21 protein-coding genes are annotated in these 20,721 nt (G+C 45.4%); 12 read left to right on the top strand and 9 right to left on the bottom strand.

Going from position 1 to position 20,721, the window contains the following annotated elements; translation table 11 throughout:
• The first annotated feature begins 135 nt into the window (after window positions 1-135).
• Genes VC178_RS03860 through VC178_RS03850 form a run of 3 tightly spaced genes read left to right on the top strand, consistent with a single transcriptional unit; the run spans window position 136 to window position 2,268 of the window.
• The gene (locus VC178_RS03860; protein WP_323481654.1) at window positions 136-468 is read left to right on the top strand and encodes a c-type cytochrome; all 333 of its coding nucleotides are present in this window, start codon (window positions 136-138) and stop codon (window positions 466-468) included.
• A 12-nt stretch (window positions 469-480) separates the two neighbouring features.
• Window positions 481-1,755, top strand: coding sequence for an NAD(P)/FAD-dependent oxidoreductase (locus VC178_RS03855; protein ID WP_215320105.1), 1,275 nt, complete (start codon window positions 481-483; stop codon window positions 1,753-1,755).
• Window positions 1,756-1,815: 60 nt separating this feature from the next.
• On the top strand, window positions 1,816-2,268 hold the full coding sequence (locus VC178_RS03850) for a phosphate-starvation-inducible protein PsiE (RefSeq protein WP_216860801.1): 453 nt from the start codon (window positions 1,816-1,818) through the stop codon (window positions 2,266-2,268).
• Between the two features lies 1 nt (window position 2,269).
• Here VC178_RS03850 and VC178_RS03845 read toward each other — a convergent pair whose 3' ends face one another.
• On the bottom strand, window positions 2,270-3,712 hold the full coding sequence (locus VC178_RS03845; RefSeq protein ID WP_323481653.1) for a TAXI family TRAP transporter solute-binding subunit: 1,443 nt from the start codon (window positions 3,710-3,712) through the stop codon (window positions 2,270-2,272).
• Between the two features lie 79 nt (window positions 3,713-3,791).
• Here VC178_RS03845 and VC178_RS03840 point away from each other — a divergent pair, with 79 nt between their 5' ends.
• Entirely contained in the window at window positions 3,792-4,493 is a 702-nt protein-coding gene (locus VC178_RS03840; protein ID WP_323481652.1) for a pirin family protein, read from the top strand.
• Window positions 4,494-4,515: 22 nt separating this feature from the next.
• Here VC178_RS03840 and VC178_RS03835 read toward each other — a convergent pair whose 3' ends face one another.
• Genes VC178_RS03835 through VC178_RS03820 form a run of 4 tightly spaced genes read right to left on the bottom strand, consistent with a single transcriptional unit; the run spans window position 4,516 to window position 8,242 of the window.
• Window positions 4,516-5,499: a tripartite tricarboxylate transporter substrate binding protein gene (locus VC178_RS03835; protein ID WP_323481651.1), complete on the bottom strand. Its 984-nt coding sequence runs from the start codon at window positions 5,497-5,499 to the stop codon at window positions 4,516-4,518.
• 19 nt (window positions 5,500-5,518) lie between these two features.
• The gene (locus VC178_RS03830; RefSeq protein WP_323481650.1) at window positions 5,519-6,568 is read right to left on the bottom strand and encodes an Ldh family oxidoreductase; all 1,050 of its coding nucleotides are present in this window, start codon (window positions 6,566-6,568) and stop codon (window positions 5,519-5,521) included.
• A 6-nt stretch (window positions 6,569-6,574) separates the two neighbouring features.
• Entirely contained in the window at window positions 6,575-7,309 is a 735-nt protein-coding gene (locus VC178_RS03825) for a GntR family transcriptional regulator (RefSeq protein ID WP_216176148.1), read from the bottom strand.
• Complete coding sequence (locus VC178_RS03820; protein WP_251370061.1) at window positions 7,310-8,242, bottom strand: SMP-30/gluconolactonase/LRE family protein; 933 nt, start codon at window positions 8,240-8,242, stop codon at window positions 7,310-7,312.
• 142 nt (window positions 8,243-8,384) lie between these two features.
• On the opposite strand from VC178_RS03820, the gene VC178_RS03815 reads away from it, so the two are divergent.
• Complete coding sequence (locus VC178_RS03815) at window positions 8,385-9,320, top strand: 3-hydroxyacyl-CoA dehydrogenase family protein (RefSeq protein ID WP_323481649.1); 936 nt, start codon at window positions 8,385-8,387, stop codon at window positions 9,318-9,320.
• On the opposite strand, the gene VC178_RS03810 is transcribed toward VC178_RS03815, so the two are convergent.
• The gene (locus VC178_RS03810; protein ID WP_323481648.1) at window positions 9,307-10,452 is read right to left on the bottom strand and encodes a mandelate racemase/muconate lactonizing enzyme family protein; all 1,146 of its coding nucleotides are present in this window, start codon (window positions 10,450-10,452) and stop codon (window positions 9,307-9,309) included. The genes VC178_RS03815 and VC178_RS03810 overlap by 14 nt on opposite strands.
• Window positions 10,453-10,516: 64 nt before the next feature.
• Here VC178_RS03810 and VC178_RS03805 point away from each other — a divergent pair, with 64 nt between their 5' ends.
• From VC178_RS03805 to VC178_RS03790, 4 genes are read left to right on the top strand one after another with little or no spacing between them, the layout of a single operon-like run.
• Window positions 10,517-11,479 carry a tripartite tricarboxylate transporter substrate binding protein gene (locus VC178_RS03805; RefSeq protein ID WP_323481647.1) on the top strand — a complete coding sequence of 321 codons (963 nt, stop codon included), beginning with the start codon at window positions 10,517-10,519 and terminating at the stop codon, window positions 11,477-11,479.
• A 26-nt stretch (window positions 11,480-11,505) separates the two neighbouring features.
• On the top strand, window positions 11,506-13,053 hold the full coding sequence (locus VC178_RS03800) for a UxaA family hydrolase (protein ID WP_215296680.1): 1,548 nt from the start codon (window positions 11,506-11,508) through the stop codon (window positions 13,051-13,053).
• Window positions 13,054-13,101: 48 nt separating this feature from the next.
• Window positions 13,102-14,091: a DnaJ C-terminal domain-containing protein gene (locus VC178_RS03795; RefSeq protein ID WP_323481646.1), complete on the top strand. Its 990-nt coding sequence runs from the start codon at window positions 13,102-13,104 to the stop codon at window positions 14,089-14,091.
• Between the two features lie 4 nt (window positions 14,092-14,095).
• Complete coding sequence (locus tag VC178_RS03790; protein ID WP_215296678.1) at window positions 14,096-14,416, top strand: chaperone modulator CbpM; 321 nt, start codon at window positions 14,096-14,098, stop codon at window positions 14,414-14,416.
• A 12-nt stretch (window positions 14,417-14,428) separates the two neighbouring features.
• Here the strand turns inward: VC178_RS03790 and VC178_RS03785 are convergent, their stop codons facing one another.
• Window positions 14,429-16,357 carry an ATP-binding cassette domain-containing protein gene (locus VC178_RS03785; RefSeq protein ID WP_215296677.1) on the bottom strand — a complete coding sequence of 643 codons (1,929 nt, stop codon included), beginning with the start codon at window positions 16,355-16,357 and terminating at the stop codon, window positions 14,429-14,431.
• Window positions 16,358-16,433: 76 nt separating this feature from the next.
• Here VC178_RS03785 and VC178_RS03780 point away from each other — a divergent pair, with 76 nt between their 5' ends.
• The gene (locus VC178_RS03780) at window positions 16,434-17,033 is read left to right on the top strand and encodes an AAA family ATPase (RefSeq protein WP_323481645.1); all 600 of its coding nucleotides are present in this window, start codon (window positions 16,434-16,436) and stop codon (window positions 17,031-17,033) included.
• A gap of 6 nt (window positions 17,034-17,039) precedes the next feature.
• Here VC178_RS03780 and VC178_RS03775 read toward each other — a convergent pair whose 3' ends face one another.
• Window positions 17,040-18,650, bottom strand: coding sequence for an NAD(P)/FAD-dependent oxidoreductase (locus VC178_RS03775; RefSeq protein ID WP_323481644.1), 1,611 nt, complete (start codon window positions 18,648-18,650; stop codon window positions 17,040-17,042).
• Between the two features lie 27 nt (window positions 18,651-18,677).
• Window positions 18,678-19,667, bottom strand: a complete 990-nt coding sequence (locus tag VC178_RS03770) for a tripartite tricarboxylate transporter substrate-binding protein (RefSeq protein ID WP_323481643.1) — start codon at window positions 19,665-19,667, stop codon at window positions 18,678-18,680.
• 78 nt (window positions 19,668-19,745) lie between these two features.
• On the opposite strand from VC178_RS03770, the gene VC178_RS03765 reads away from it, so the two are divergent.
• Window positions 19,746-20,294, top strand: a complete 549-nt coding sequence (locus VC178_RS03765; RefSeq protein ID WP_216124065.1) for a YaeQ family protein — start codon at window positions 19,746-19,748, stop codon at window positions 20,292-20,294.
• 5 nt (window positions 20,295-20,299) lie between these two features.
• The gene (locus VC178_RS03760) at window positions 20,300-20,716 is read left to right on the top strand and encodes a putative toxin-antitoxin system toxin component, PIN family (protein WP_323481642.1); all 417 of its coding nucleotides are present in this window, start codon (window positions 20,300-20,302) and stop codon (window positions 20,714-20,716) included.
• Window positions 20,717-20,721: the final 5 nt, after the last annotated feature.

Below are 20,721 nucleotides of genomic sequence, written 5' to 3'. Positions count from 1 at the left end.
TATTGAATGAGCTTATGAAAAATCCCTATGAGTCATATGCCCCTAATCAGGGATTTCTTGTTTAAGATAGGGCTAGAAACTTTTATGCGACCGCTTACTTTTGGCGCATATTCATCAGAACGGAGATTGCTTCCTATGCAAGCTAAACAAATAAAGTCTGCCCTATTGATGTGCGCCCTTGTTCACTTTTATGCATTGACTGGTATCAGCCATGCACAAAGTGCCGATGCTACCAAGTTATATCACCGTGGATTAGCTGCGACTTGCGCTAACTGCCATGGAACCGATGGTAAAGGTGTGGTTGATGGCGGCATGCCACTCATCAACCAATTGAGCAGCGAGCAAATGCTGACCCAACTCAAGGCATTTAAATCTGGAGCGCGCGAAGGCACCATCATGCCGCAGTTAGCTAAAGGCTACTCTGACGAGCAACTCGAAATCATCGCCAATCAACTTGGCAAGAAATAATAGGAGCACATCATGGATCGTCGTCACTTTATTGGCCACAGTGCAGCAACACTGGGATTACTTGCTGGCTTCTCTGGTCAAGCACGCGCAAACTTACAAAAAGCAGAAATCCTTGTTATTGGTGGCGGCTATGGTGGTGCTACCGCCGCTAAGTATCTGCGCCTCTTTTCAAACAACACCGCTAAGGTAACCTTAATTGAGCCCAATGCTTCGTTTGTTTCTTGCCCACTCTCGAATTTAGTGATTGGCGGCTCACGTAAGCTAGCAGAGCTTACTAGTCCATATGACAATTTGAGCAAACGTCATGGCATCAAGATTATTCAGGACAGCGTGGCGAGTATCGACCCAGATAAGAAGACCGTGAAGCTTGCATCCGGAAAAACACTTCCTTATGACAAAGTCATTGTTTCGCCCGGTGTTTCCTTAATGATGAATAGCATTGAAGGGCTTGCGCAAGCCAACAAAGCGGGCGTCACCCTCCAAGCATGGAAGGCTGGAGCTGAGACTGTTGCTCTCCATAAACAACTCGCCTCCATGCGCGATGGTGGGACTTATGCCCTGAGCATTCCAGAAGCTCCTTATCGTTGCCCTCCTGGCCCTTATGAACGCGCCTGCCAAGTAGCAAGCTACTTCAAGCAGAACAAGCCAAAGTCAAAGGTGCTCATCCTCGACGCCAATCAAGATGTCACTTCTAAGGGTGCCTTATTTAAGAAGGTATGGGCTGAACAATACGCCGGCATGATCGAGTATCTGCCAAAACATAATGTGACTGCTGTAGATGCTAAAACTAAAACGATTAAGTTTGAAATACAAGATGATCTCAAAGCGGATGTTTTGAACTTATTGCCAGCCATGAGCGCTGGTGACATCGCTGTCAAAACTGGACTTGCGAATTCGAATGGACGCTGGGTGAATGTGAACTTCATCAATTTTGAATCGACTGCTCAAAAAGATATCCACGTATTGGGCGATTCGATTCAAGTGGCCTTTGCTATGCCTAAATCCGGACACATGGCTAACCAGCACGCTAAAGTTGCAGCCGCAGCCATTGTGGCCGAACTCAGCGGCTGGGAAATGAATCCCGCCCCTGTGTTGACCAATACTTGCTACAGCTTTGTCAATGCCAAAGAAGTGGTACACGTAGCGAGCGTTCATCAATACATCACCGCTGAAAAGACCTTTAAGCCAGTCCCTGGTTCTGGAGGAGTCTCACCTGGCCCAACCACCCTAGAAGGTGTTTATGCCTGGGGCTGGGCTCACAATATCTGGGCTGACACCCTTGGTTAATTTTGCCCATTTGAGAAATACACAGAAACTCATTGATAAAACGATAGAGGCCTTATAAATATGACCCCGACTTCCCCAAAAGACGCGAACAAGATTGAGGCTATCGTAGAAAAATGGACAGTGCCTATTGGCAATCTATTTGTCTCGCTCTTTCATCGCATTGCCTTGTTTGGCATTGGTGCTGCTACTGTTTGGTCTGCAGCAGTCGCCTTCATGGGAATGGTAGGTAAAGGGGTTGCATCGATTGAGGACTTGCTACTTCTATTTATCTACTTAGAAATTGGCGCGATGGTTGGTATTTATTTCAAGACCAACCACATGCCCGTGCGCTTCTTGATCTATGTTGCCATTACTGCGGTCACTCGCCTCATTATTGATTTAGTCAACACCAAGCATGAAGCAGATATGGCAATTCTTCTCATGGGGTTAACTATTCTCATCTTGGCCATCGCAAATGCGATTGTGCGTTACGCTTCCTTTAAATTCCCCAGCAGATCCGGGGAAAGTGAATAAGTTATACAGGTGGCTCCATCTTATTAATTACTTGTGTTGCAAGTGCGACTGATGTCTCGTTAATCTGATAAGGTTGAACCCCTCGATTGAGACAGTTACGCACATAGTCAATGCTAGTGCGCAAAGCATAGCAATCGCTTGCTAGACGCCTAGAAACCTGAATGGTGAGAGCTTGATATTCGAGGACGTCTAATCTTTTCAGGTACTCATCCCGAAGACTTAAATCAAAATTGGTCAGCAACTCTTGCTCAAAACCTTTTAAGTCCGAATACAAGCGATTAATTTTGTTTTGCATCCGCCTTGTTCTATAGCCAGGCAGTGCTTGCAACAAGGGATAAGAAATCACCAGGAATGGCAGCAAAATAAAAACCAGTCGATTGACTAATTCTGCAAGCCAGAATGGTAAGTAGGCCACTAAAAATGGATAGCTATTCTTTTCGTAATGAATCGCAACCGAGCTTTCTGGAAGCATCGTATTTTTAAATGAGGGGAACTCGCCTCTAGCAGCAAAAAAAGATGCCTTGCCATTAATCTCTTTTGCGGCTTCTAGAAATAAAAATTGTATTGCCGGATGCATGCGATCATCAATCAGCAGATTGGTAGTAGTGGCAAGAAGTTTCATATCACTACTGGGGAAATTACGTTTTAAATCAAATGCACCTTCAGGTACATTCAGTATGCGCAGATATGGAATCAGTTTGACATAGGCCTCTGCTCTTCCAAACGTACCAATTTGTAAATTAGGATCATTCAATAAGGCTTGTACATTTTGAGAGTAATAGGTATCTACAATAAAAACTCCATCAATCTCTCCTTTTTGAATTGCCTGAATAGCCTGATCTGGTGGAAGTTTTAGAAAACTGGGTCCTGGCTCATAGCCTGAAAGTTTGAGAATTTTCGTGGCCTGTGCGTAAGTACCGCTACCCTCTATGCCAATGGAGATTTTTTTGCTTAAGAAATACTGAAACTTGCTATCAAAACCTTGAAAATCTTTCTCCTTCAGTTCTGAGCCCCGATAGAAAAACCAAACAGGGTCATAAGCAATAACACCTAAGGACTCGACACCAGTCACTCCTGACGTATGGACAACGCCTGCCTGAACAAAAGCAGCTTGGAGATCATCTTTACGGTCTGCTAAGCGATCAATATTTTCCTGTGCGCCATTGGTAGCCACTAGCTCAAGAGTAATTCCTTTTTTAGCAAAAAATTCAGCGTAACGTTTGCCTAAAAGCTCATTAGAACTACCGGGAGATCCGGTTGCCATTAATACATGGCGAGGTGGAGGTGGATCTGCGTACCACCAGATACCCATGAGAATAGCTAGGAGCAATATCAAAAGCGGCCAAGTCTCTTGCAAGAATTGAGTAAAGTCTGCCCACCATTCCTGAGCGCTCTCAATGAGACCTAAAAAGGTTTCCTTAGTATTGTCTTTAAAGCTTGCCATACGCTACCGATCAGCAAATATTCTAAAAGCTAATGATAATGTCCTTATCCCAATTTCATCAAAATAAACGGCGGTCAACATGTTATTTCTCAGAAAATCTGAAGATAGGGGCTATGCAGATCATGGCTGGCTCAAAAGCTTCCACTCATTTTCCTTTGCGGGATACCAGGACCCGAAGTTTATGGGTTGGGGGAATCTCAGAGTCATTAATGAAGACCGCGTTGCGCCAGGAATGGGCTTTGGTAAGCACGGTCATCGCAATATGGAAATCATCAGCTATGTACTATCCGGTGAATTGGCACATCAAGACAGTATGGGAAACGTCAAAGGTATTCCTCCGGGAGATATCCAACGCATGAGCGCAGGTAGCGGTGTCACCCATAGCGAATTTAATCACGCAAAAGATCAAACGACTCATTTCCTACAAATCTGGATTGACCCTAATGTTTTAGAAATTGCACCTGGCTATGAGCAGAAGACCATTCCGCCGGCAAGCAAAGAAGGTACCCTCCGCTTGGTTGCATCGCCAGATGGTCAAGATGGGTCGGTATCGATTTCTGCGGATGCGAAGATGTACGCGGGCCTATTTAATGACGATCAATCCACTTCGCTTACATTGGACCCGAGCCGCAAAGCCTACGTTCACCTGATTCGTGGCTCACTGCAGGTGAACGGTCAGGTTTTGAATGATGGAGACGCCCTCATGCTTCAGGATGAAAATCAATTGGCTATCTCTCATGGAAAAAGCGCTGAAGTCTTAGTATTCGACCTCAGCGCTTAATGATGTTTAGAGAAATGAAGAGTTAATCTAGCTTGATCTTGGCTTTCTCTATAACGACTTTCCACCGAGCAATATCGGAGAAATAAAGGTCTGAAAATTGCTGTGTATTCATTGGGGCAATTTGTACACCGGCCTTTTGAAAGCGATCTTTCATTTCAGGTGTTTCTAAAATCTTCAAAACAGAATTGTTCAGCTCCTTAATAATGGCTGGTGACGTGCCAGCTGGCACAAACATACCCTGCCACAAAGCCATTTCATAACCCTTCACACCCGCCTCTTGAATAGTGACCAATTCTGGAGCACCACTAAAGCGATTCTTACTAGTCACTGCCAAGGCCTTGACCTTATCGCCCCTATATAGAGGTAGACCAACTGGCATGCCGGCAAAGTAAAAATCAATTTGACCACCAACTAAATCCGTTGCGGCAGGTGACCCACCTTTGTACGGAATATGAATCGCTTGCAATCCAGTAGTAGCTAAAAATAATTCGCCTGCCATGTGATCTGAATTTCCGATTCCAGAAGAACCAAAACTTAACTTACCGGGATCGGCTTTGAGCATCCCAATTAAATCGGCCACTGTCTTAGCTGGAGAATTGTTATTGACGATCAAGATATGGGGAGTCGCTGCAACACCGACCACTGGAAGTAAATCTTTTTGTCCATTAAATGGTAGCTTTGGATTGGCTGCCACATTAATTGCTAAACCATTTTGCGCAAATAAAATGGTGTAGCCATCTGAGCTACTTTTTGCAACTGCGTCTGCAGCTAAGCTACCAGCAGCCCCGCCACGATTTTCTACAATGATGGGCTGCTTTAAAGCAAGACTAAGATCATTGGCAATCATCCTACCAACAATGTCAGTAGAGCTTCCGGGAGCATAGCCGATCATCATCTTGATCGGTTTATCTGGGTAAGCAGCAAATGCTGAACCCATCAGGACTGGAACAACTGCTGGTATCACTGCTGCACTGATTGCTATGTTTTTAATAAATTTTTTGAACATATTGTCTCCTCCAGTCATGTTATAAATCTAAAGCTGTAATACCGCACTCCTGAGCGCAAGTGTTTAATACATCGAGCAGCTCCGGGGACACCGGAATACCCATTCGATTTCTCTCGGCCATAGTCTTGGCTGAGCCTTCACCTGGAACACGAACTGCTTTAACACCAGGTAGTGTGGCAGAATTTTTTAAGTCCTCTATCAATGCAATCACTCTACCAATAAAAGCTTCCTGATCTCCAAAAGCGCTTGGATCAACTGCAATAATCGTTTGCCCAGTGTTGGTTACTAAGTCGTGATGTGCATTGAAATCAATCGTACCTTTACCAACTGCCGCATTATTCAGGGTGCCTGCAAGCAAGCCAATCATCACTGCTAAGCCATATCCCTTATAGCCACCAATGGGCAATAGTGAACCCTCAGCCGATTTTTTAGGATCTGTAATGGGCTTACCTTGACGGTCAATCATCCAATCATCCGGAATAGTCTCGCCTTTTTGTGCCGCGACTTTCACCTTGCCATAAGCCGCTACAGTCGTCGCAATATCCAGCAGTACCATAGGGCCATCACCCGCTGGCACTGCAATAGCGATAGGGTTAGTAGAGAGTAATAAGTCAATTCCTCCCCAGGGCGCCATATGGTTTGCATTACCAACTGCCATATAAATTCCAATATAGCCTTGCTCTGCTATCTTGCGAACATAGACTGAGGCGGCGCCTGAATGATTGCCGTAATGACTACCAATCCAGCAGACACTATGTTGCTTTACCTTTTCAATGGCAAGTTGAACGGCTTTGTCCATCACCAAATGACCTAAAGCGTTATCACCATTAATCAGTGCTGTAGCACCCTGCTCACGCTCTATATGAATGTTCGGCTTGAGATTCACGCCCCCAGCCTGAATTCTTTTGAGATAAGCGGGTAAACGAAAAATGCCATGACCATCAGCCCCAACCAGATCAGACTGCACCATGAGATTTGCAATCGTATCGGCATCGGCCGCAGGAACTTTTTGCGACTGCAGTGCTTTTGAAATGAATACTTCAGCGTCAGCAATGGCTAAATATTTCATCGTGACCTAAACCTCTGAGCTCGCTTTAAATTCCATGCTGTAGACATACTTATTTTCTGGGTGATGCGTTACTGTTACCTCAAATAACTTATCTTGATCGTCGAAGTAGCGACGAATAATTACCAAGCATGAGGTGTCAGGCTTGATGTTGAGCTTTACTGCAACCTCAGGTGGCGCCAAAGCGGCGTACACATCGACTTCAGCCCGCTCAATTCGAGCACCATACTTTTTCTCGATCTGCTCATAAACCATCACCTGAGTATGTTCGGGATCTTTTGTCAGCGAGGCAAACCGAGGCAAGATATAAATATCGGTCCAAGCAATAACTTCTTCGGCTTGTTGACGTTTACGAATCCCGCCAATGTGGTACCAAGATGATCCCAGAGGCGCCCCAACAATTTGACTGAGGCGCTCATTGAGCTCGATATATTCTTCAACTAAATTTTCACGATAAGTATCTCGTGAATAACTCAAGATATCGATTGGAGAATTAAAGCTTTGTGTAAAGCGCCGTAAGCGCTGCCGTGATACCACTTTAGTAGGAGCGCCCTGATGACGATAAATCAAGCCATTCGTTTCCAGAATTTGCAGGGCATGCCGCAAGGTGTGCCGACTGGATTGAAAATCACGACAGAGGTCCGCCTCGGCAGGTAAGACAGATCCCACAGACCAATCACCGTTATAAATACGCTGCTCTAGCGTATTTGCTAGAGACTTATATAACGGTAATCGCTCAGCCAATTAAGAAAGCCCAAACATTTTTTTACCAGCAACTGGTACGCGTGCTTTCAGAATGTCGCCAGATAAAGACTCGGTGATGTAGAGATCTTTACCATCCGCACCACCAAAACACATATTGGCCAAATGATGGTGATGTGGGTTCTCAGAATAGATCAAGTGAGTTGGCAACATATTGTTATCAAATCTCCAGATACCAATCCCAAGATGACATACCAACAAGCCATTTTCTGAATCCATCTCAATCCCGTCAGGACCTGCTACGCCGCCAGTCAGTTGAACTGCCACGCCTGTTTTAGACACAGAGCCGTCAGCCATCAAAGGTAGTCTCCAGATTTGCTGGGATCTAGTAGCCGCTACAAATACATGCTTTTCTTGTGTATTCAAAGTGATGCCGTTAGGACTTGGTACGTTGAGCGCTAAGCGATCTAATTGACCATTGGCGCGCAATCTAAATACGCGCCCTGTTGGATCAGCAATACCTGTCTGCCCTTGATCAGTGAAATACAAATCGCCATTGGAGGCAAAATGCAAATCATTTAAACCTTTGAAGTTTTCGCTATACATCGAACCCAAGATTGTTTCGATTTTTCCAGTCTTTGGATCAAGTGCAAGCAAGCCTGCTTTGTAGTCGCAAATAAATGCGCGGCCGTCTTTATGAAACTTCAAGCCATTAGGCCATCCGTCGTACTGAGTAATAAGCTCCCATTCACCCTTGGTATCAATGCGGAAAACGCGACCGAAAGGAATATCGACAAACCATAAATTGCCTTCACGATCAAAGGAGGGCCCCTCTAAAAAGCACTCTACTTCAGCGCCTTGACGATTTGGATCGGACCAACCTGTGCGTGATTTCTTTCTGAATTTCTCAGGCATCGTAGAAAAAACTTCTGTTTTGATCTTCTCAACCGGCTGGAAGGGGTTATGCATCGTCATGAAGGGGGCTCCTTAGATAAGTTATACGGACAAGTAAGTTTTATTATTGAACTATTAAACCATAATTAATGATAACCTTAAGCACTTATTGATCTGAAGTGATCAGCAATCATTTATTACTTAACCGTATAGGTTTAAAACTATGAAATCTGTAGCTGTTATCGGAACCGGGATAATGGGTGCTGGCATTGCAGCCGGCTTTATTGCCAAAAATATCCCAGTGGTTATTTTAGGTAGATCAAAAGACAAGGCTGATGCTTGCTTGGATAAAGCCATCGCTCTGGCAAAAAAAATTGGCGTGGATGGAGACAATGCCACCAAAGATGAAGCTGACATGAAGAAGCAGCAATTCGTTGGAGTCTTAGAGAAATGGCAAGATTGGGGCAACTTTTCTTGGGTGATTGAGACCGTGGCCGAGAACTTAGAACTCAAGCAACGGGTATTCCAGTATCTTGATCAAGTGGTGCCAGAAAATATTCCGATTGGTAGCAATAGTTCTGGCTTCCCCATCAGCAAAATTGCAGAGGGGCTCAAGACTGCCAAGCGCATGATGGGTGCTCACTACTTCATGCCAGCAGAAGTCGTACCCTTAGTTGAAATCGTCATGGGACAAAAGACTGCCATCCAATTTGCGGAGCAAGCTTGCGAGCTTTATAAGGCCATAGGTAAGAAGCCTGTCTTGGTCAAAAAAGATATCCCCGGATTTTTAGCCAATCGTATTCAACATGCATTAATGAGAGAGGCCCTCTCGCTAGTTCAAGAGGGTATCGCGACACCGGAAGATATTGATGATGCAGTGAGATATAGCTTTGGTTTCCGCTATGCTGCCGTTGGACCTATGACCCAAAAAGAAATTTCAGGATGGGATGGCATGGCTAATGCCGCTAAAGAGATTTACCCATCACTTTCTAATATCACCACCCTGCCACCTAAAGTTGTTCAACTCATGGCCGATGGAAAAACGGGCATGAAAGCAGGCGAAGGCTTTAGGAAGTGGACCCCAGAAGAAATTAAAACCGTTTCAGACTCCTACTCCAAGAGATTAAAAGCTGCTTTTGATGTTCTTAATATTGAATGATGGAATAGGCTTGAGCTACAGCATCTTTAACGCGATCCAGGTTGGGAGTAATTCCAACTCCGGTACTGCTGAGCTGATGAACATCAAGATGACCATGCTTTGCTATTAATGGTTGATCGCAAATATCAAAACGTAGATATTGATTTGACATGCTAAATCCCCAAGGCGCTTCACCGATCGCAAAACCAACAGCTGCTGTTGCAGCACCTGATAAGGATGTTTCAGCTACTTTGCAAGCAAGATTGAGCTTGAGATTATTGCTTCGCAAGAGTTGCGCGCATTTCCATGCCCCTAATACTCCGCCCGTCTTAATTAACTTGAGGCTTGCGCCATCGAGCGCATTCGCCTTCCTGAATTCCTCAATTTCATTAGAGCCATGGATAGACTCATCTAGGCCAATTGGAATTGGCGAGCGCTGCTTGAGCAATACAAAATCTGCCAAGGGAGAATCTGCATGGATGAGCTGTTCTGCAAAAGATAATTTGCTTGCTTGCGTAGATTCACAAAAACGAATTGCATTATCCAAAGACATAGCGCCGTTAGCATCTACCGAGATAACATCACCTTCGAGCAGATCGGAAAGTAGCTTTACGCGATGTAGGTCTTCTTCAAGTGATAGCGAGCCTATCTTAATTTTCCAATGCTTAAATCCAGCTTCGCGAAATGATTTGGCATCAGCCATCTCTTTTTCTAGCGAACCGCCTAGCATCCGAAGCAATGGAAGATCAGCCGGCGCCGATGAAACAGCATCACCAGTTAATGTGCGCAAATATTTCCATAAAGGAATAGATTTTTTCTGCGTATATAGATCAAGTAATGCCATCTCTAGGCAAGACTTGGCAGATGGATTGCCATATAGGATCGCATCACAAGATGTGGAGAACAGCGCTGGGTCACTCCAGTCGATAGCGCGGGCGCTTTCTACCAGATACTTGACGCTAGCCAATAGACTATCGAGAGTCTCCCCAGTCATGAGTGGTGCAACAGAAGCCTCACCCCAGCTTTGGCGCCCCTCATCATCCGTTAAACGAAGTAATACGGTTTTGGCATCCACAATCAGCTCTTTGGCCATTTTGATGGGCTCAATCAGCGGTATTGACAGCGGAAAGATTGTCGCCTGAATAATTTTCATTTTTTACAATGCATTTAAATCAAGATTGAATAAGAATACACATTAAGAACACGGAGAACATTACATGAGAAAAATCTTTTTAGCATTGTCGCTGGTCACTATGAGCTTTGCCACAAGCTCACAGGCACAGAGCTACCCTACTCAACCCATCAAATTGATCATTCCATTTGCTGCTGGCGGTCCTTCAGATGTTTTGGCGAGAGGTTTTGCTCCTAAGCTGGGTGACAATCTTGGTCAGCCCATTATTATTGAAAATAAACCAGGTGCTGGCGCTAACCTAGCAGCAGAATATGTTGCTAACGCCAAACCAGATGGATACACCCTCTTTCTCATGATGGTAGGTACACAAGCGATTAACGAAACTTTGTATAAAAAATTAAATTACAACCTGATTAAAGACTTTGCACCAGTAAGCCTAGTCGCTTCTTCATCTTTGCTATTTGTAGCAAACCCTTCCGCACCTTTCAAGACTATTCCTGAATTGATTACTTACGCTAAAGCCAACCCAAATAAGGTGAGCTTTGGTTCATCGGGAGCTGGCACACCGCTTCACCTTGGTGGCGAGCTCTTTAATACTCAGGCAGGCACTGATATTCTGCACGTGCCTTACAAAGGTGCTGCACCGGCATTAACAGATGTGCTTGGCGGTCAAATTGAGACTGCGCTAGTAGGTACTCCAGCTGCACTCCCCTATGTTCGCTCTGGAAAATTAATTCCTCTAGGCATTACGAGCCTAAAACGCTCGCCTAGTGCTCCTGAGATTCCAGCAATTTCAGAATACTTACCAAAATTTGAAGTAGAGCTCGTGTATGCAATCGTAGCGCCAGCGAATACGCCAAAATCAGTAGTTGACAAACTCAATTCTCAACTCATTAGCGTTCTGAATAATCCAGAAATCAAAGGTCAAATAAATGGCAAAGGATTTGAAATCATCACCAGCACACCCAATCAATTAGGCGAATACATTAAGTCCGAGGTTGCTAAGTGGGGTCCGATTGTGAAGAAATCTGGCGCGACTGCTGAATAATCAAACTATCTTATTGAAAGAAATCCATGATTGAAATTTCCGAAAAACGCCTGATCGGCCCGATCATTCGCTTACACCCAAACGACAATATAGTCGTGGCACGAATTGACATCGGCATTGGTGCTGAAGTGCCGAGCGAGGGCTTTACAAGTCGTAGCCAAGTGCCTGCAGGTTACAAGATAGCTGCCAAAAAGATTCTCAAGGGCGAGCCCATTCTGAAATACAACGTCACTGTAGGTTTTGCTAACGTCGATATTGAACCTGGCACCATGGTTCATAGCCACAATACAGAGTTTCGTGAATTTGATCGTGACTATGCCTATGCAAGCGAATTCAAACCTACACAAATGTTGCCTGAGTCAGAGCGTGCCACTTTCCAAGGCTACGTCAGACCGAATGGTCAAGTAGGCACCCGCAATTTCATAGGCATCCTGTCAACCGTAAACTGCTCTGCAACGGTTGTGAACAAAATTGCGGATTGGTTTACACCCGAAAGATTAAAAGAGTTTCCGAATGTAGATGGTGTGGTGGCATTTAGCCATGATATCGGTTGCGGTATGGAAATGAGTGGTGAGCCCATGCAATTGCTACGCCGCACGATTGCTGGTTATGCACGCCACCCTAACCTCGCTGCTGCACTCATCGTCGGTTTAGGTTGTGAGCGCAATCAACTCAAAGGCTTGATGGAACAGGAAGACCTCAAGGCAGGAACAAACTTACATACCTTCATCATGCAAGAGTCTGGTGGCACTCGCAAAACAATTGAAGCGGGTATCGAGGCAGTGAAGGCTCTATTACCAGAAGCCAATAAAGCCAAACGAGAAACTGTTTCCGCCAGTCATCTGACTGTTGGCTTGCAATGCGGCGGTTCCGATGGCTTTTCTTCGATTACTGCCAATCCAGCATTAGGAGCAGCGATTGATATTTTGTCTCGTCATGGCGGTACTGGAATTTTGTCTGAGACGCCAGAGATCTATGGTGTTGAACATACCCTCACCCGCCGCGCAGCAAATCAATCGGTTGGCGAAAAACTCATCAAACGGATTCGTTGGTGGAAAGATGAGTACTCAGTAGGTCGCGATGTGCAAATTAATGGTCAAGTGAGCCCAGGCAATCAAATTGGTGGTCTCGCCAATATTTTTGAGAAGTCTCTAGGTTCTTCTATGAAGGGTGGCACTGGCCCACTCATGGAAGTCTACCGATACGCAGAACCAGTTACAACTAAGGGGTTTGTCTTTATGGATACCCCTGGATTTGATCCAGTTTCTGCTACCGGACAAATTGCCGGCGGCGCTAATCTCATCGCTTTCACGACTGGTCGTGGATCGATGTTCGGTTCTAAGCCCGCTCCTTGTATCAAACTGGCTACGAATACCCCGATGTATCAGCGACTTACCGAAGACATGGACATTAATTGCGGGGAAATATTGGATGGCACGGTCTCGGTTCAGGAGATGGGTCAACGCATTTTTGAATTGTTCCTCAGAACTGCCTCAGGCGAACCCTCCAAGAGCGAGCTTTTAGGCTTGGGGGATTATGAGTTTGTGCCCTGGCAAATTGGTGTCATGAGCTAATACGCCTGTAGAATTAATCCACTACGTATTTAGGATTAATACTGGCTTATGAAATTTAGGGATTACTACGAAACCCTCGGTGTTGCACGGACGGCCACCGAGGCAGAAATCAAAACAGCTTACCGAAAGTTAGCTCGCAAATATCACCCAGATGTGAATAAAGAGGCTGGTGCTGAAGAGCAGTTCAAAGAAATTGGCGAAGCTTACGCAGTCTTAAAAGATACCGAGAAGCGTGCTGCCTATGATCGCTTTGGTGCTAACTGGAAAAACGGTCAAGACTTCACGCCTCCCCCAAATTGGAATGAAGGCTTTGAATATTCTGATACCGACTATGGTGGCGGTCACCCTGGCTATGGTGGCGGCTTCGAGGGTGATCAAAGTGAATTCTTTGAATCTCTTTTTGGTAGAGGCAAGCATCGCCAAGGTGGACGAGGCAGTAACAGCGGTAATCCACGCCAAGGCATGAATTTCAAAGGTCAAGATCATCACGCCAAAATTTTGATTGATCTTGCTGACGCCTATAACGGCGCCAAGCGGACGATTGCCTTACACATGCCGACCCAAGATGCGAGTGGGCATGTCACTACGCAAGAACGCAAACTCGATGTCAGCATTCCGAAGGGAATTAAAGCTGGGCAAAACCTCAGGCTCTCCGGCCAAGGTGGACCTGGAATTGGCGAAGGGCCAGCGGGTGATCTCTATCTCGAAATTGAATTCCACCAAAGCCCGATCTATCGCGTGGATGGAAAAGATGTATTCATTGATATTCCTTTAGCACCATGGGAAGCCACCTTGGGCACAACAGTGAATATCCCCACTCCTACAGGCTCTACCTTAGAACTGAAGATTCCTGCAGGCACTGTGGCTGGCCGCAAGATGCGCCTTAAAGGTAAGGGTATTCCAAGCGCTGAACCGGGTGATCTGTTTGTTGTCCCAACCATTGCACTACCACCTGCAGATAGTGACGCCCACAAAGAGGCTTATCAAGCTTTTGAAAAGGCTTTTGATTTCAACCCCAGAACCCATTTGAAGGGATGATGCGATGACGCAAATAAACACTACAAATATCACTTGGATTGAAGGTAGCGTGGTTGAAAACGAAGTACATATGAGCATTGTGGAGCTCTCACACGCTTCACGTACACCTGAGGACATGATCATGTCGTGGGTCACAGAAGGAGTTTTAAGTCCTACCGGCTCTTCCCCAGAGGATTGGCGTTTTGGTGGTGACTCTTTGAGAAGAGCTAAGACCGCAGCGCATCTGAGTCATGACTTAGAACTCAATGTTCCCGGCGTTGCCCTGGCTTTGAATCTTCTTGATGAAATCGCTGAGTTACGGGCTCGCCTGAAACGGGGCGATTGATCCCATAAGGCATTAAGACTCAGAGCGACTTAAGAGTTGCTCCCAACGCTGTAATTTTTGCTCTAACTGCTCAGTAATTTCACTTAAACGCGCTTGCATACTAGCGGCTAACTCTGGTTCATTCTTATATAAATCAGGATTGCTCATGGCAATGCCAATATCAGCTTGCTCTATTTCGAATTGCTCAATTTCCAAAGGCAAGGTCTCTAGCTCTTGACGCTCTTTGCCATTGAGTTTTTGCACCCCACTCTTAGCTGCTGGCTTAGCCACTGACTTTACTTCTACTATAGGCTCAGACTTGACTTCTGCCTTCGGGGTGGACTTTTGATTAGAGTTTGCAGCACGAATTTTGTCAGAGCGCGCCTTTTGAATTTTCCAGTCTTCATAGCCACCTTCATACTCACGCCAGAAGCCATCACCCTCATTAGCAATAATGCTGGTCACTACGTTATCCAAAAAATAACGATCATGACTCACCAAGAAAACCGTACCCTTATAGTCTTGTAACAATTGCTCCAGCAAATCAAGGGTATCGATATCTAAGTCATTGGTTGGTTCATCCAAGACCAAGACGTTGGCTGGGCGAGCAAACAAACGTGCGAGTAAAAGACGGTTGCGCTCGCCACCAGATAAGGTGCTGACAGGGGAATTGGTTCTCTCAGGCGCGAATAAGAAATCGCTCAAATAACTCTTGACATGTTTTTTATTGCCGTTAATTTCAATCCACTCGCTCCCCGGACTAATGTAATCCTCAAGAGAAGCATTGAGATCAAGACCTTCCCGCATCTGGTCAAAATAAGCCACTTCAATACGAGTACCCATCGTTGCCGTTCCAGAATCGGGTGCAATCGTACCCAAAATGAGTTTTAGCAAAGTGGTTTTGCCTGCGCCATTAGGTCCAAGCAATCCAACCTTATCACCGCGCAAGATGGTTGCCGTGAAATCTTTCACAATCGGTCTGCCGTAAGATTTACTCACGTTTTCTAGTTCTGCAACGATCTTGCCACTGCGATCTCCAGCAGATACTGCAAGCTTGACTTGACCGATCGCATCTCTGCGCTCCGCACGACTAGAGCGTAACTTTTCTAAGCGAGCGATTCGGGCCACACTGCGTGTGCGGCGCGCCTCGACCCCTTTCCGAATCCAGACTTCTTCTTGAGCTAGCAATTTATCTGCACGAGCATTAGCTAGGGATTCTGCATTTAGCTCTTGATCCTTAAGAACTTCGTATTGCGTGAAATTACCAGGGTAGCTCCTCAAAATACCGCGATCAAGCTCAACAATTTGAGTACAAACGTTATCCAAGAAAGCACGATCATGGGTAATCAAAATGACAGAACCTTGATATTCTTTCAGGAGCTCTTCTAACCAGGCAATCGAATCTAAATCCAAGTGGTTGGTGGGCTCATCCAATAACAGCACATCAGGCACCTCTACTAAAGCACGCGCTAGAGCCACCCGCTTCTTTGTGCCACCAGAAAGAGTGCTGATCTTGACTTCGGCATCTAAATGCAAGCGGTCTAAGGTTTCATGAACACGCTGCTCCCAGTTCCAGCCACTCAAAGCCTCAAGCTTAGATTGCACCTCGTCTAAACGATGGTGAGCGGCGTCATCCCACTCGCCCACGCTCAGGGCTTCGTACTCTTCGCGCAGAGCTTTAGCCTCAGCTACACCCTTTGAAACTGCTTCAAACACGGTTTCTTCAGCATCAAAGATCGGTTCTTGAGGTACATAAGAAATTCGCAGACCTTGTTGATATTGCAACAAGCCATCATCCATTTTTTCAATACCAGCCAAAATCTTCAATAAAGAAGATTTACCTGTGCCATTGCGGCCAATGAGGCCAACACGTTCGCCAGATTCGAGTGAAAAAGCGGTATTTGCGAGGAGGTCAACATGGCCAAAAGCCAGTTTTGCATCAGTCAGTACGATTAAAGCCATGGCGACATTATCGTCACTTCAGAAAAATAGGAGATATTTCCACTCTTACCCCTCATTTCTGCGAGACTAGTAACAAATGATCTGCAAACTCACCCCTAACGCACCCCGCCTGATCCTCTTTGCAGGGCACGCAGGGACTGGCAAGTCCACTTTAGCCAAAAAGGCACTTCCCCTCATTATTGAGAAAACAGGGGAGGACTTTTTCTTCTTGGATAAAGATACGGTCTATGGAGCTTATAGCGCCCATGTGATGCAACTTACCACCCAGAACCCCAATGATCGCGATAGCCCCTACTATCTCGAGAATCTGCGTGACTGGGAATATCAAGGCTTACTAGATATCGCCAGAGAAAACTTATTACTTGGAGTAAACGTGATTTTGGTGGGTCCCTTTTCGAAAGAAATACACAGCGGCAGGATGCTGGATCCAGAAGCATTGGGGATACCACTCCAGACCAGCATATCCATTGCGTGGATTGATCTCGATGAGAATGAAGCAAAGGTTCGTATGCAAAAGCGTGGTGACGCTAGAGATGAATGGAAGTTAGCGCACTGGGATCAATATGCCCAACGTAGAATTGATCCGCCTCAGCATCTTTCGATCATGCGCTTTGATAATCTCCACTTCGATGAAGCCGACTTTGAAAAACTGATTGGCAAATTAATCAAGCAATAAAGTGGCTCAAGAAAAATAGTCCAGCGCTACTGCTTCTGCTACTTTAATCCCATCCACTCCAGCAGATAAGATGCCACCGGCATATCCAGCCCCCTCGCCAGCTGGGTAGAGGCCTTTAATATTCAAGCTCTGAAAGTTTGATCCTCGAGTAATGCGCAAAGGTGATGAAGTTCTAGTCTCAACGCCCGTGAGAACAGCATCCTTCATTGAAAAACCTTTGATTTGCTTTTCAAATTCAGGCAAGGCCTCACGAATAGCTTCAATCGCATAAGCAGGCAAGGCTTGTGCTAAGTCAGTCAAATGAACACCTGGCTTATAGGATGGCAGTACGCTTCGAAACTCAGTTGAAGCCTTGCCCTCTAAAAAATCTCCCACTAATTGCCCTGGAGCCTCATATGTGCTACCACCAAGTTCAAATGCTTTTGACTCCAGTTGACGCTGAAACTCAAGTCCAGCAAGCGGTCCGCCTGGATAGTCTTCTGGAGTAATGCCAACAACGATGCCAGCATTTGCATTGCGCTCGTTACGAGAATATTGACTCATCCCATTAGTAACAACGCGATTAGGTTCTGAAGTTGCAGCAACTACAGTTCCACCGGGGCACATACAAAAACTATAAACGGCTCGTCCGTTCTTGGCGTGGTGTACCAACTTGTAATCTGCAGCGCCAATTAATTCATTACCTGCATGGGGCCCTAAACGCGCCTTATCAATCAAGGATTGAGGATGTTCAATACGAAATCCCACCGAGAAGGGCTTGGCTTCCATGAATACACCTGCATCATGCAGAGCCTTAAAAGTATCACGTGCACTATGACCCAAAGCCAACACTACGTGCTTAGCCTGCAAATCAGGTTGCCCTTCGATTTTGACTCCAGCAATTTGCTCGTTCTCAATATCAAAGCCAATCACTTTTTGAGAAAAACGAATTTCACCACCCAGATCAATAATTTCTTGACGCATTTTTTCAACTACGCCAACTAGACGGAAAGTGCCAATATGGGGTTTTGCCACGTATTGAATTTCTGCTGGTGCACCCGCTTTAACAAACTCCTCAATCACCTTACGTCCATAGAATTTCGGATCTTTAATTTGGCTATAGAGCTTGCCATCGGAAAACGTTCCAGCACCACCCTCACCAAACTGGACATTAGACTCAGGATTCAAAATATTTTTGCGCCACAAACCCCAAGTATCTTGAGTGCGCTCTCGAACTCGCTTGCCGCGCTCAAGCACGATGGGCTTAAATCCCATTTGTGCCAAGGTCAAAGCAGCAAAGATGCCACAAGGGCCAAAGCCAATCACTACAGGTCGCAATACTTTGCCAGCGCTTATAGTTTCAGGTGCTTTAGCTACGAAATGGTAACTAGTGTCCGGCGATGGTCTGACATGAGTGTCGTTAGCAAACTGCTTGAGTACCGCTGCTTCATTTCTGACTGAAAGATCTACTGTATAAATGAAGGCTAGAGCAACATTCTTACGCGCATCATAGCTACGCTTAAAGATTGCAAAAGAAATTAAATCTTTTGATGATAAATTCAGACGCTTCAGAATCGCCAGCTCAAGATCATCTGGAGCATGAGCAATGGGTAAACGCAGTTCGGTGATACGGATCATGGGGCTCTACGGTACATAGTCATTTTCTTATTCGGCTTTCGCGCCGGAAGCTTTTACTACATTAGCCATACGTACATAATCCCTCACCAATAGCTGATTGAAGTCATTAGGTGATAAGTTGCCAATTTCAATACCTTGGCGGCGCATACGTTCAATAATCTCTGGCTGCTTTAATAACTTACTCATTTCAGATTGCATCTTCGTGATGATTTTATTCGGAGTACTAGCTGGAGCAAGTAGCCCAAACCAGCTATCAAAGACATAGCCTTTCAAGGTATCGCCAATTGGAGAAACACCAGGCACAAACGGTGATGGCTTTTCTGAGGAAACGCCCAAGAAACGAATCCGTGAATCATTAGCAAAAGGCAATGCCGCTACATTGGCAGCAATGACTGCTTGAGCACGTCCTGCTAACAACTCGGTAATAGCGTCCCCCGTACCCTTGGTTGGAATATGCACCAGCTGAATGCCGGCCATACTATTAAAGTAAGCCATGGCCAAATGTGAAGCACTGCCATTACCAGCGCTAGCATAGTTATATTGTCCTGGGTTTGCTTTTGCTAAGGCAATAAACTCTGCAACAGACTTCGCTGGAAACTCTGCATTGGTCATCATGATGTAACTACTAGTACCAATATATGCTGCGCCCGTGAAATCTTTTATCGGATCAAAACTGAGTTTATTAAATAGACTGCCATTAATGTTATGACTTGCGGCTGCCATTAAAAAGGTATATCCATCGGGCGCAGACTTTCCTACAATGCCAGTGCCAACCGTACCACCTGCACCTGCTTTGTTTTCAACTACGACTGGTTCACCTAGTGCTGAACCTAATTCATTGGAAAATGATCTTGCCAAAGCATCCTGAACACTTCCAGGAGAAAAAGGTACGATGATCTTCATGGGCTTACTCGGCCATACATCTGCCGCTACTGCTGCATGATGAAAACTGGCAGCACAAGTACCTATCAAAAAAATCGCTGCAATGCGAATTTTCCAAGTAATAGCAGTGTTCATAGGAGGCCCAGGGGAAGAATAAATTACTAAAATGATACGGCAATCTGAGGTGCCACCATTTAAAGGCGATAATGCCGTATGGCTCTCCGCGCAACTATTCATAAAGTCGACCTTCATGTCGCAGATTCAGACCGCCACTACTATGGTAGTCATTCTCTAACCATCGCAAAGCACCCCTCTGAAACTGAGGAGCGAATGATGGTCAGAATCATCGCTTTTGCATTACAGGCCCACGAAGACCTCGTCTTCACTAAAGGCTTGAGCGATACCGATGAACCTGATTTATGGATTAAAGATCTGACAGATGCTATTAAGCTCTGGATTGAAATTGGTCAACCCGATGAACGGCGCATTCTCAAAGCTTGTGGAAGGGCAGACCAAGTTGTTGTGTATTGCTATGGTGGACATACTAGCAAAATCTGGTGGGATGGCATTGCCAACAAACTAAATCGTGCTCGCAATCTACAAGTCATCTCCATTCCCGCAGAACAGGCTAAAGAGCTCAATAAGCTGGTTGAGCGCAGCATGGTCATCCACGTCAATATTCAAGATGGTGAAGCCTATATTTCGTCCGATCAAGGCCAGGTGACCATCACCCCAGAAATCTGGCGCTCCAATCAAAGCTAGACTAAATGAAGTCCGTTGTCTTTGATACCAATGTCTTATTAGATATCTTTGTATTTAATGACTTCAGAGCAATTCATCTCAAGCAGGCACTTATTAATGGGCAGATTCATGCTTTAGCAAGCCCAAAAACTTTTGAAGAGCTTGCTGATGTTATTAGTCGCCCCCTCTTCTGTCTTGAACAAATTCATCAAGTAAATATCCTTAATGAGTGGCGCAGTTTGGCTAGAACCATAGACGACAAAACCTTGATCAACGCACCATGGCAATGTCGTGATCCAGATGATCAAGTCTTTTTAAACATTGCTTATACGGCAAAGCCCTGCATGTTGATCAGCAAAGACAATGAAGTCCTCAAGCTAGCGAATAAAGCCACAAAGGAAAGTGTTTACATCACCTCTGACTACAACGCTATTTTGGAGTGAACGCT

The sequence above is a fragment of the Polynucleobacter sp. AP-Sanab-80-C2 genome (genome assembly GCF_035012965.1).
Classification (GTDB): Bacteria; Pseudomonadota; Gammaproteobacteria; order Burkholderiales; family Burkholderiaceae; genus Polynucleobacter.
This window is presented reverse-complemented; position numbering and strand designations above follow the sequence as displayed.

Excerpts from the sequence above, each read along its gene's own strand:
- VC178_RS03860 (WP_323481654.1), top strand. The coding sequence starts at position 136 with ATGCAAGCTAAACAAATAAAGTCTGCCCTATTGATGTGCGCCCTTGTT.
- VC178_RS03855 (WP_215320105.1), top strand. The coding sequence starts at position 481 with ATGGATCGTCGTCACTTTATTGGCCACAGTGCAGCAACACTGGGATTA.
- VC178_RS03850 (WP_216860801.1), top strand. The coding sequence starts at position 1,816 with ATGACCCCGACTTCCCCAAAAGACGCGAACAAGATTGAGGCTATCGTA.
- VC178_RS03845 (WP_323481653.1), bottom strand. The coding sequence starts at position 3,712 with ATGGCAAGCTTTAAAGACAATACTAAGGAAACCTTTTTAGGTCTCATT.
- VC178_RS03840 (WP_323481652.1), top strand. The coding sequence starts at position 3,792 with ATGTTATTTCTCAGAAAATCTGAAGATAGGGGCTATGCAGATCATGGC.
- VC178_RS03835 (WP_323481651.1), bottom strand. The coding sequence starts at position 5,499 with ATGTTCAAAAAATTTATTAAAAACATAGCAATCAGTGCAGCAGTGATA.
- VC178_RS03830 (WP_323481650.1), bottom strand. The coding sequence starts at position 6,568 with ATGAAATATTTAGCCATTGCTGACGCTGAAGTATTCATTTCAAAAGCA.
- VC178_RS03820 (WP_251370061.1), bottom strand. The coding sequence starts at position 8,242 with ATGACGATGCATAACCCCTTCCAGCCGGTTGAGAAGATCAAAACAGAA.
- VC178_RS03815 (WP_323481649.1), top strand. The coding sequence starts at position 8,385 with ATGAAATCTGTAGCTGTTATCGGAACCGGGATAATGGGTGCTGGCATT.
- VC178_RS03810 (WP_323481648.1), bottom strand. The coding sequence starts at position 10,452 with ATGAAAATTATTCAGGCGACAATCTTTCCGCTGTCAATACCGCTGATT.
- VC178_RS03805 (WP_323481647.1), top strand. The coding sequence starts at position 10,517 with ATGAGAAAAATCTTTTTAGCATTGTCGCTGGTCACTATGAGCTTTGCC.
- VC178_RS03800 (WP_215296680.1), top strand. The coding sequence starts at position 11,506 with ATGATTGAAATTTCCGAAAAACGCCTGATCGGCCCGATCATTCGCTTA.
- VC178_RS03795 (WP_323481646.1), top strand. The coding sequence starts at position 13,102 with ATGAAATTTAGGGATTACTACGAAACCCTCGGTGTTGCACGGACGGCC.
- VC178_RS03790 (WP_215296678.1), top strand. The coding sequence starts at position 14,096 with ATGACGCAAATAAACACTACAAATATCACTTGGATTGAAGGTAGCGTG.
- VC178_RS03785 (WP_215296677.1), bottom strand. The coding sequence starts at position 16,357 with ATGGCTTTAATCGTACTGACTGATGCAAAACTGGCTTTTGGCCATGTT.
- VC178_RS03780 (WP_323481645.1), top strand. The coding sequence starts at position 16,434 with ATGATCTGCAAACTCACCCCTAACGCACCCCGCCTGATCCTCTTTGCA.
- VC178_RS03775 (WP_323481644.1), bottom strand. The coding sequence starts at position 18,650 with ATGATCCGTATCACCGAACTGCGTTTACCCATTGCTCATGCTCCAGAT.
- VC178_RS03770 (WP_323481643.1), bottom strand. The coding sequence starts at position 19,667 with ATGAACACTGCTATTACTTGGAAAATTCGCATTGCAGCGATTTTTTTG.
- VC178_RS03765 (WP_216124065.1), top strand. The coding sequence starts at position 19,746 with ATGGCTCTCCGCGCAACTATTCATAAAGTCGACCTTCATGTCGCAGAT.
- VC178_RS03760 (WP_323481642.1), top strand. The coding sequence starts at position 20,300 with ATGAAGTCCGTTGTCTTTGATACCAATGTCTTATTAGATATCTTTGTA.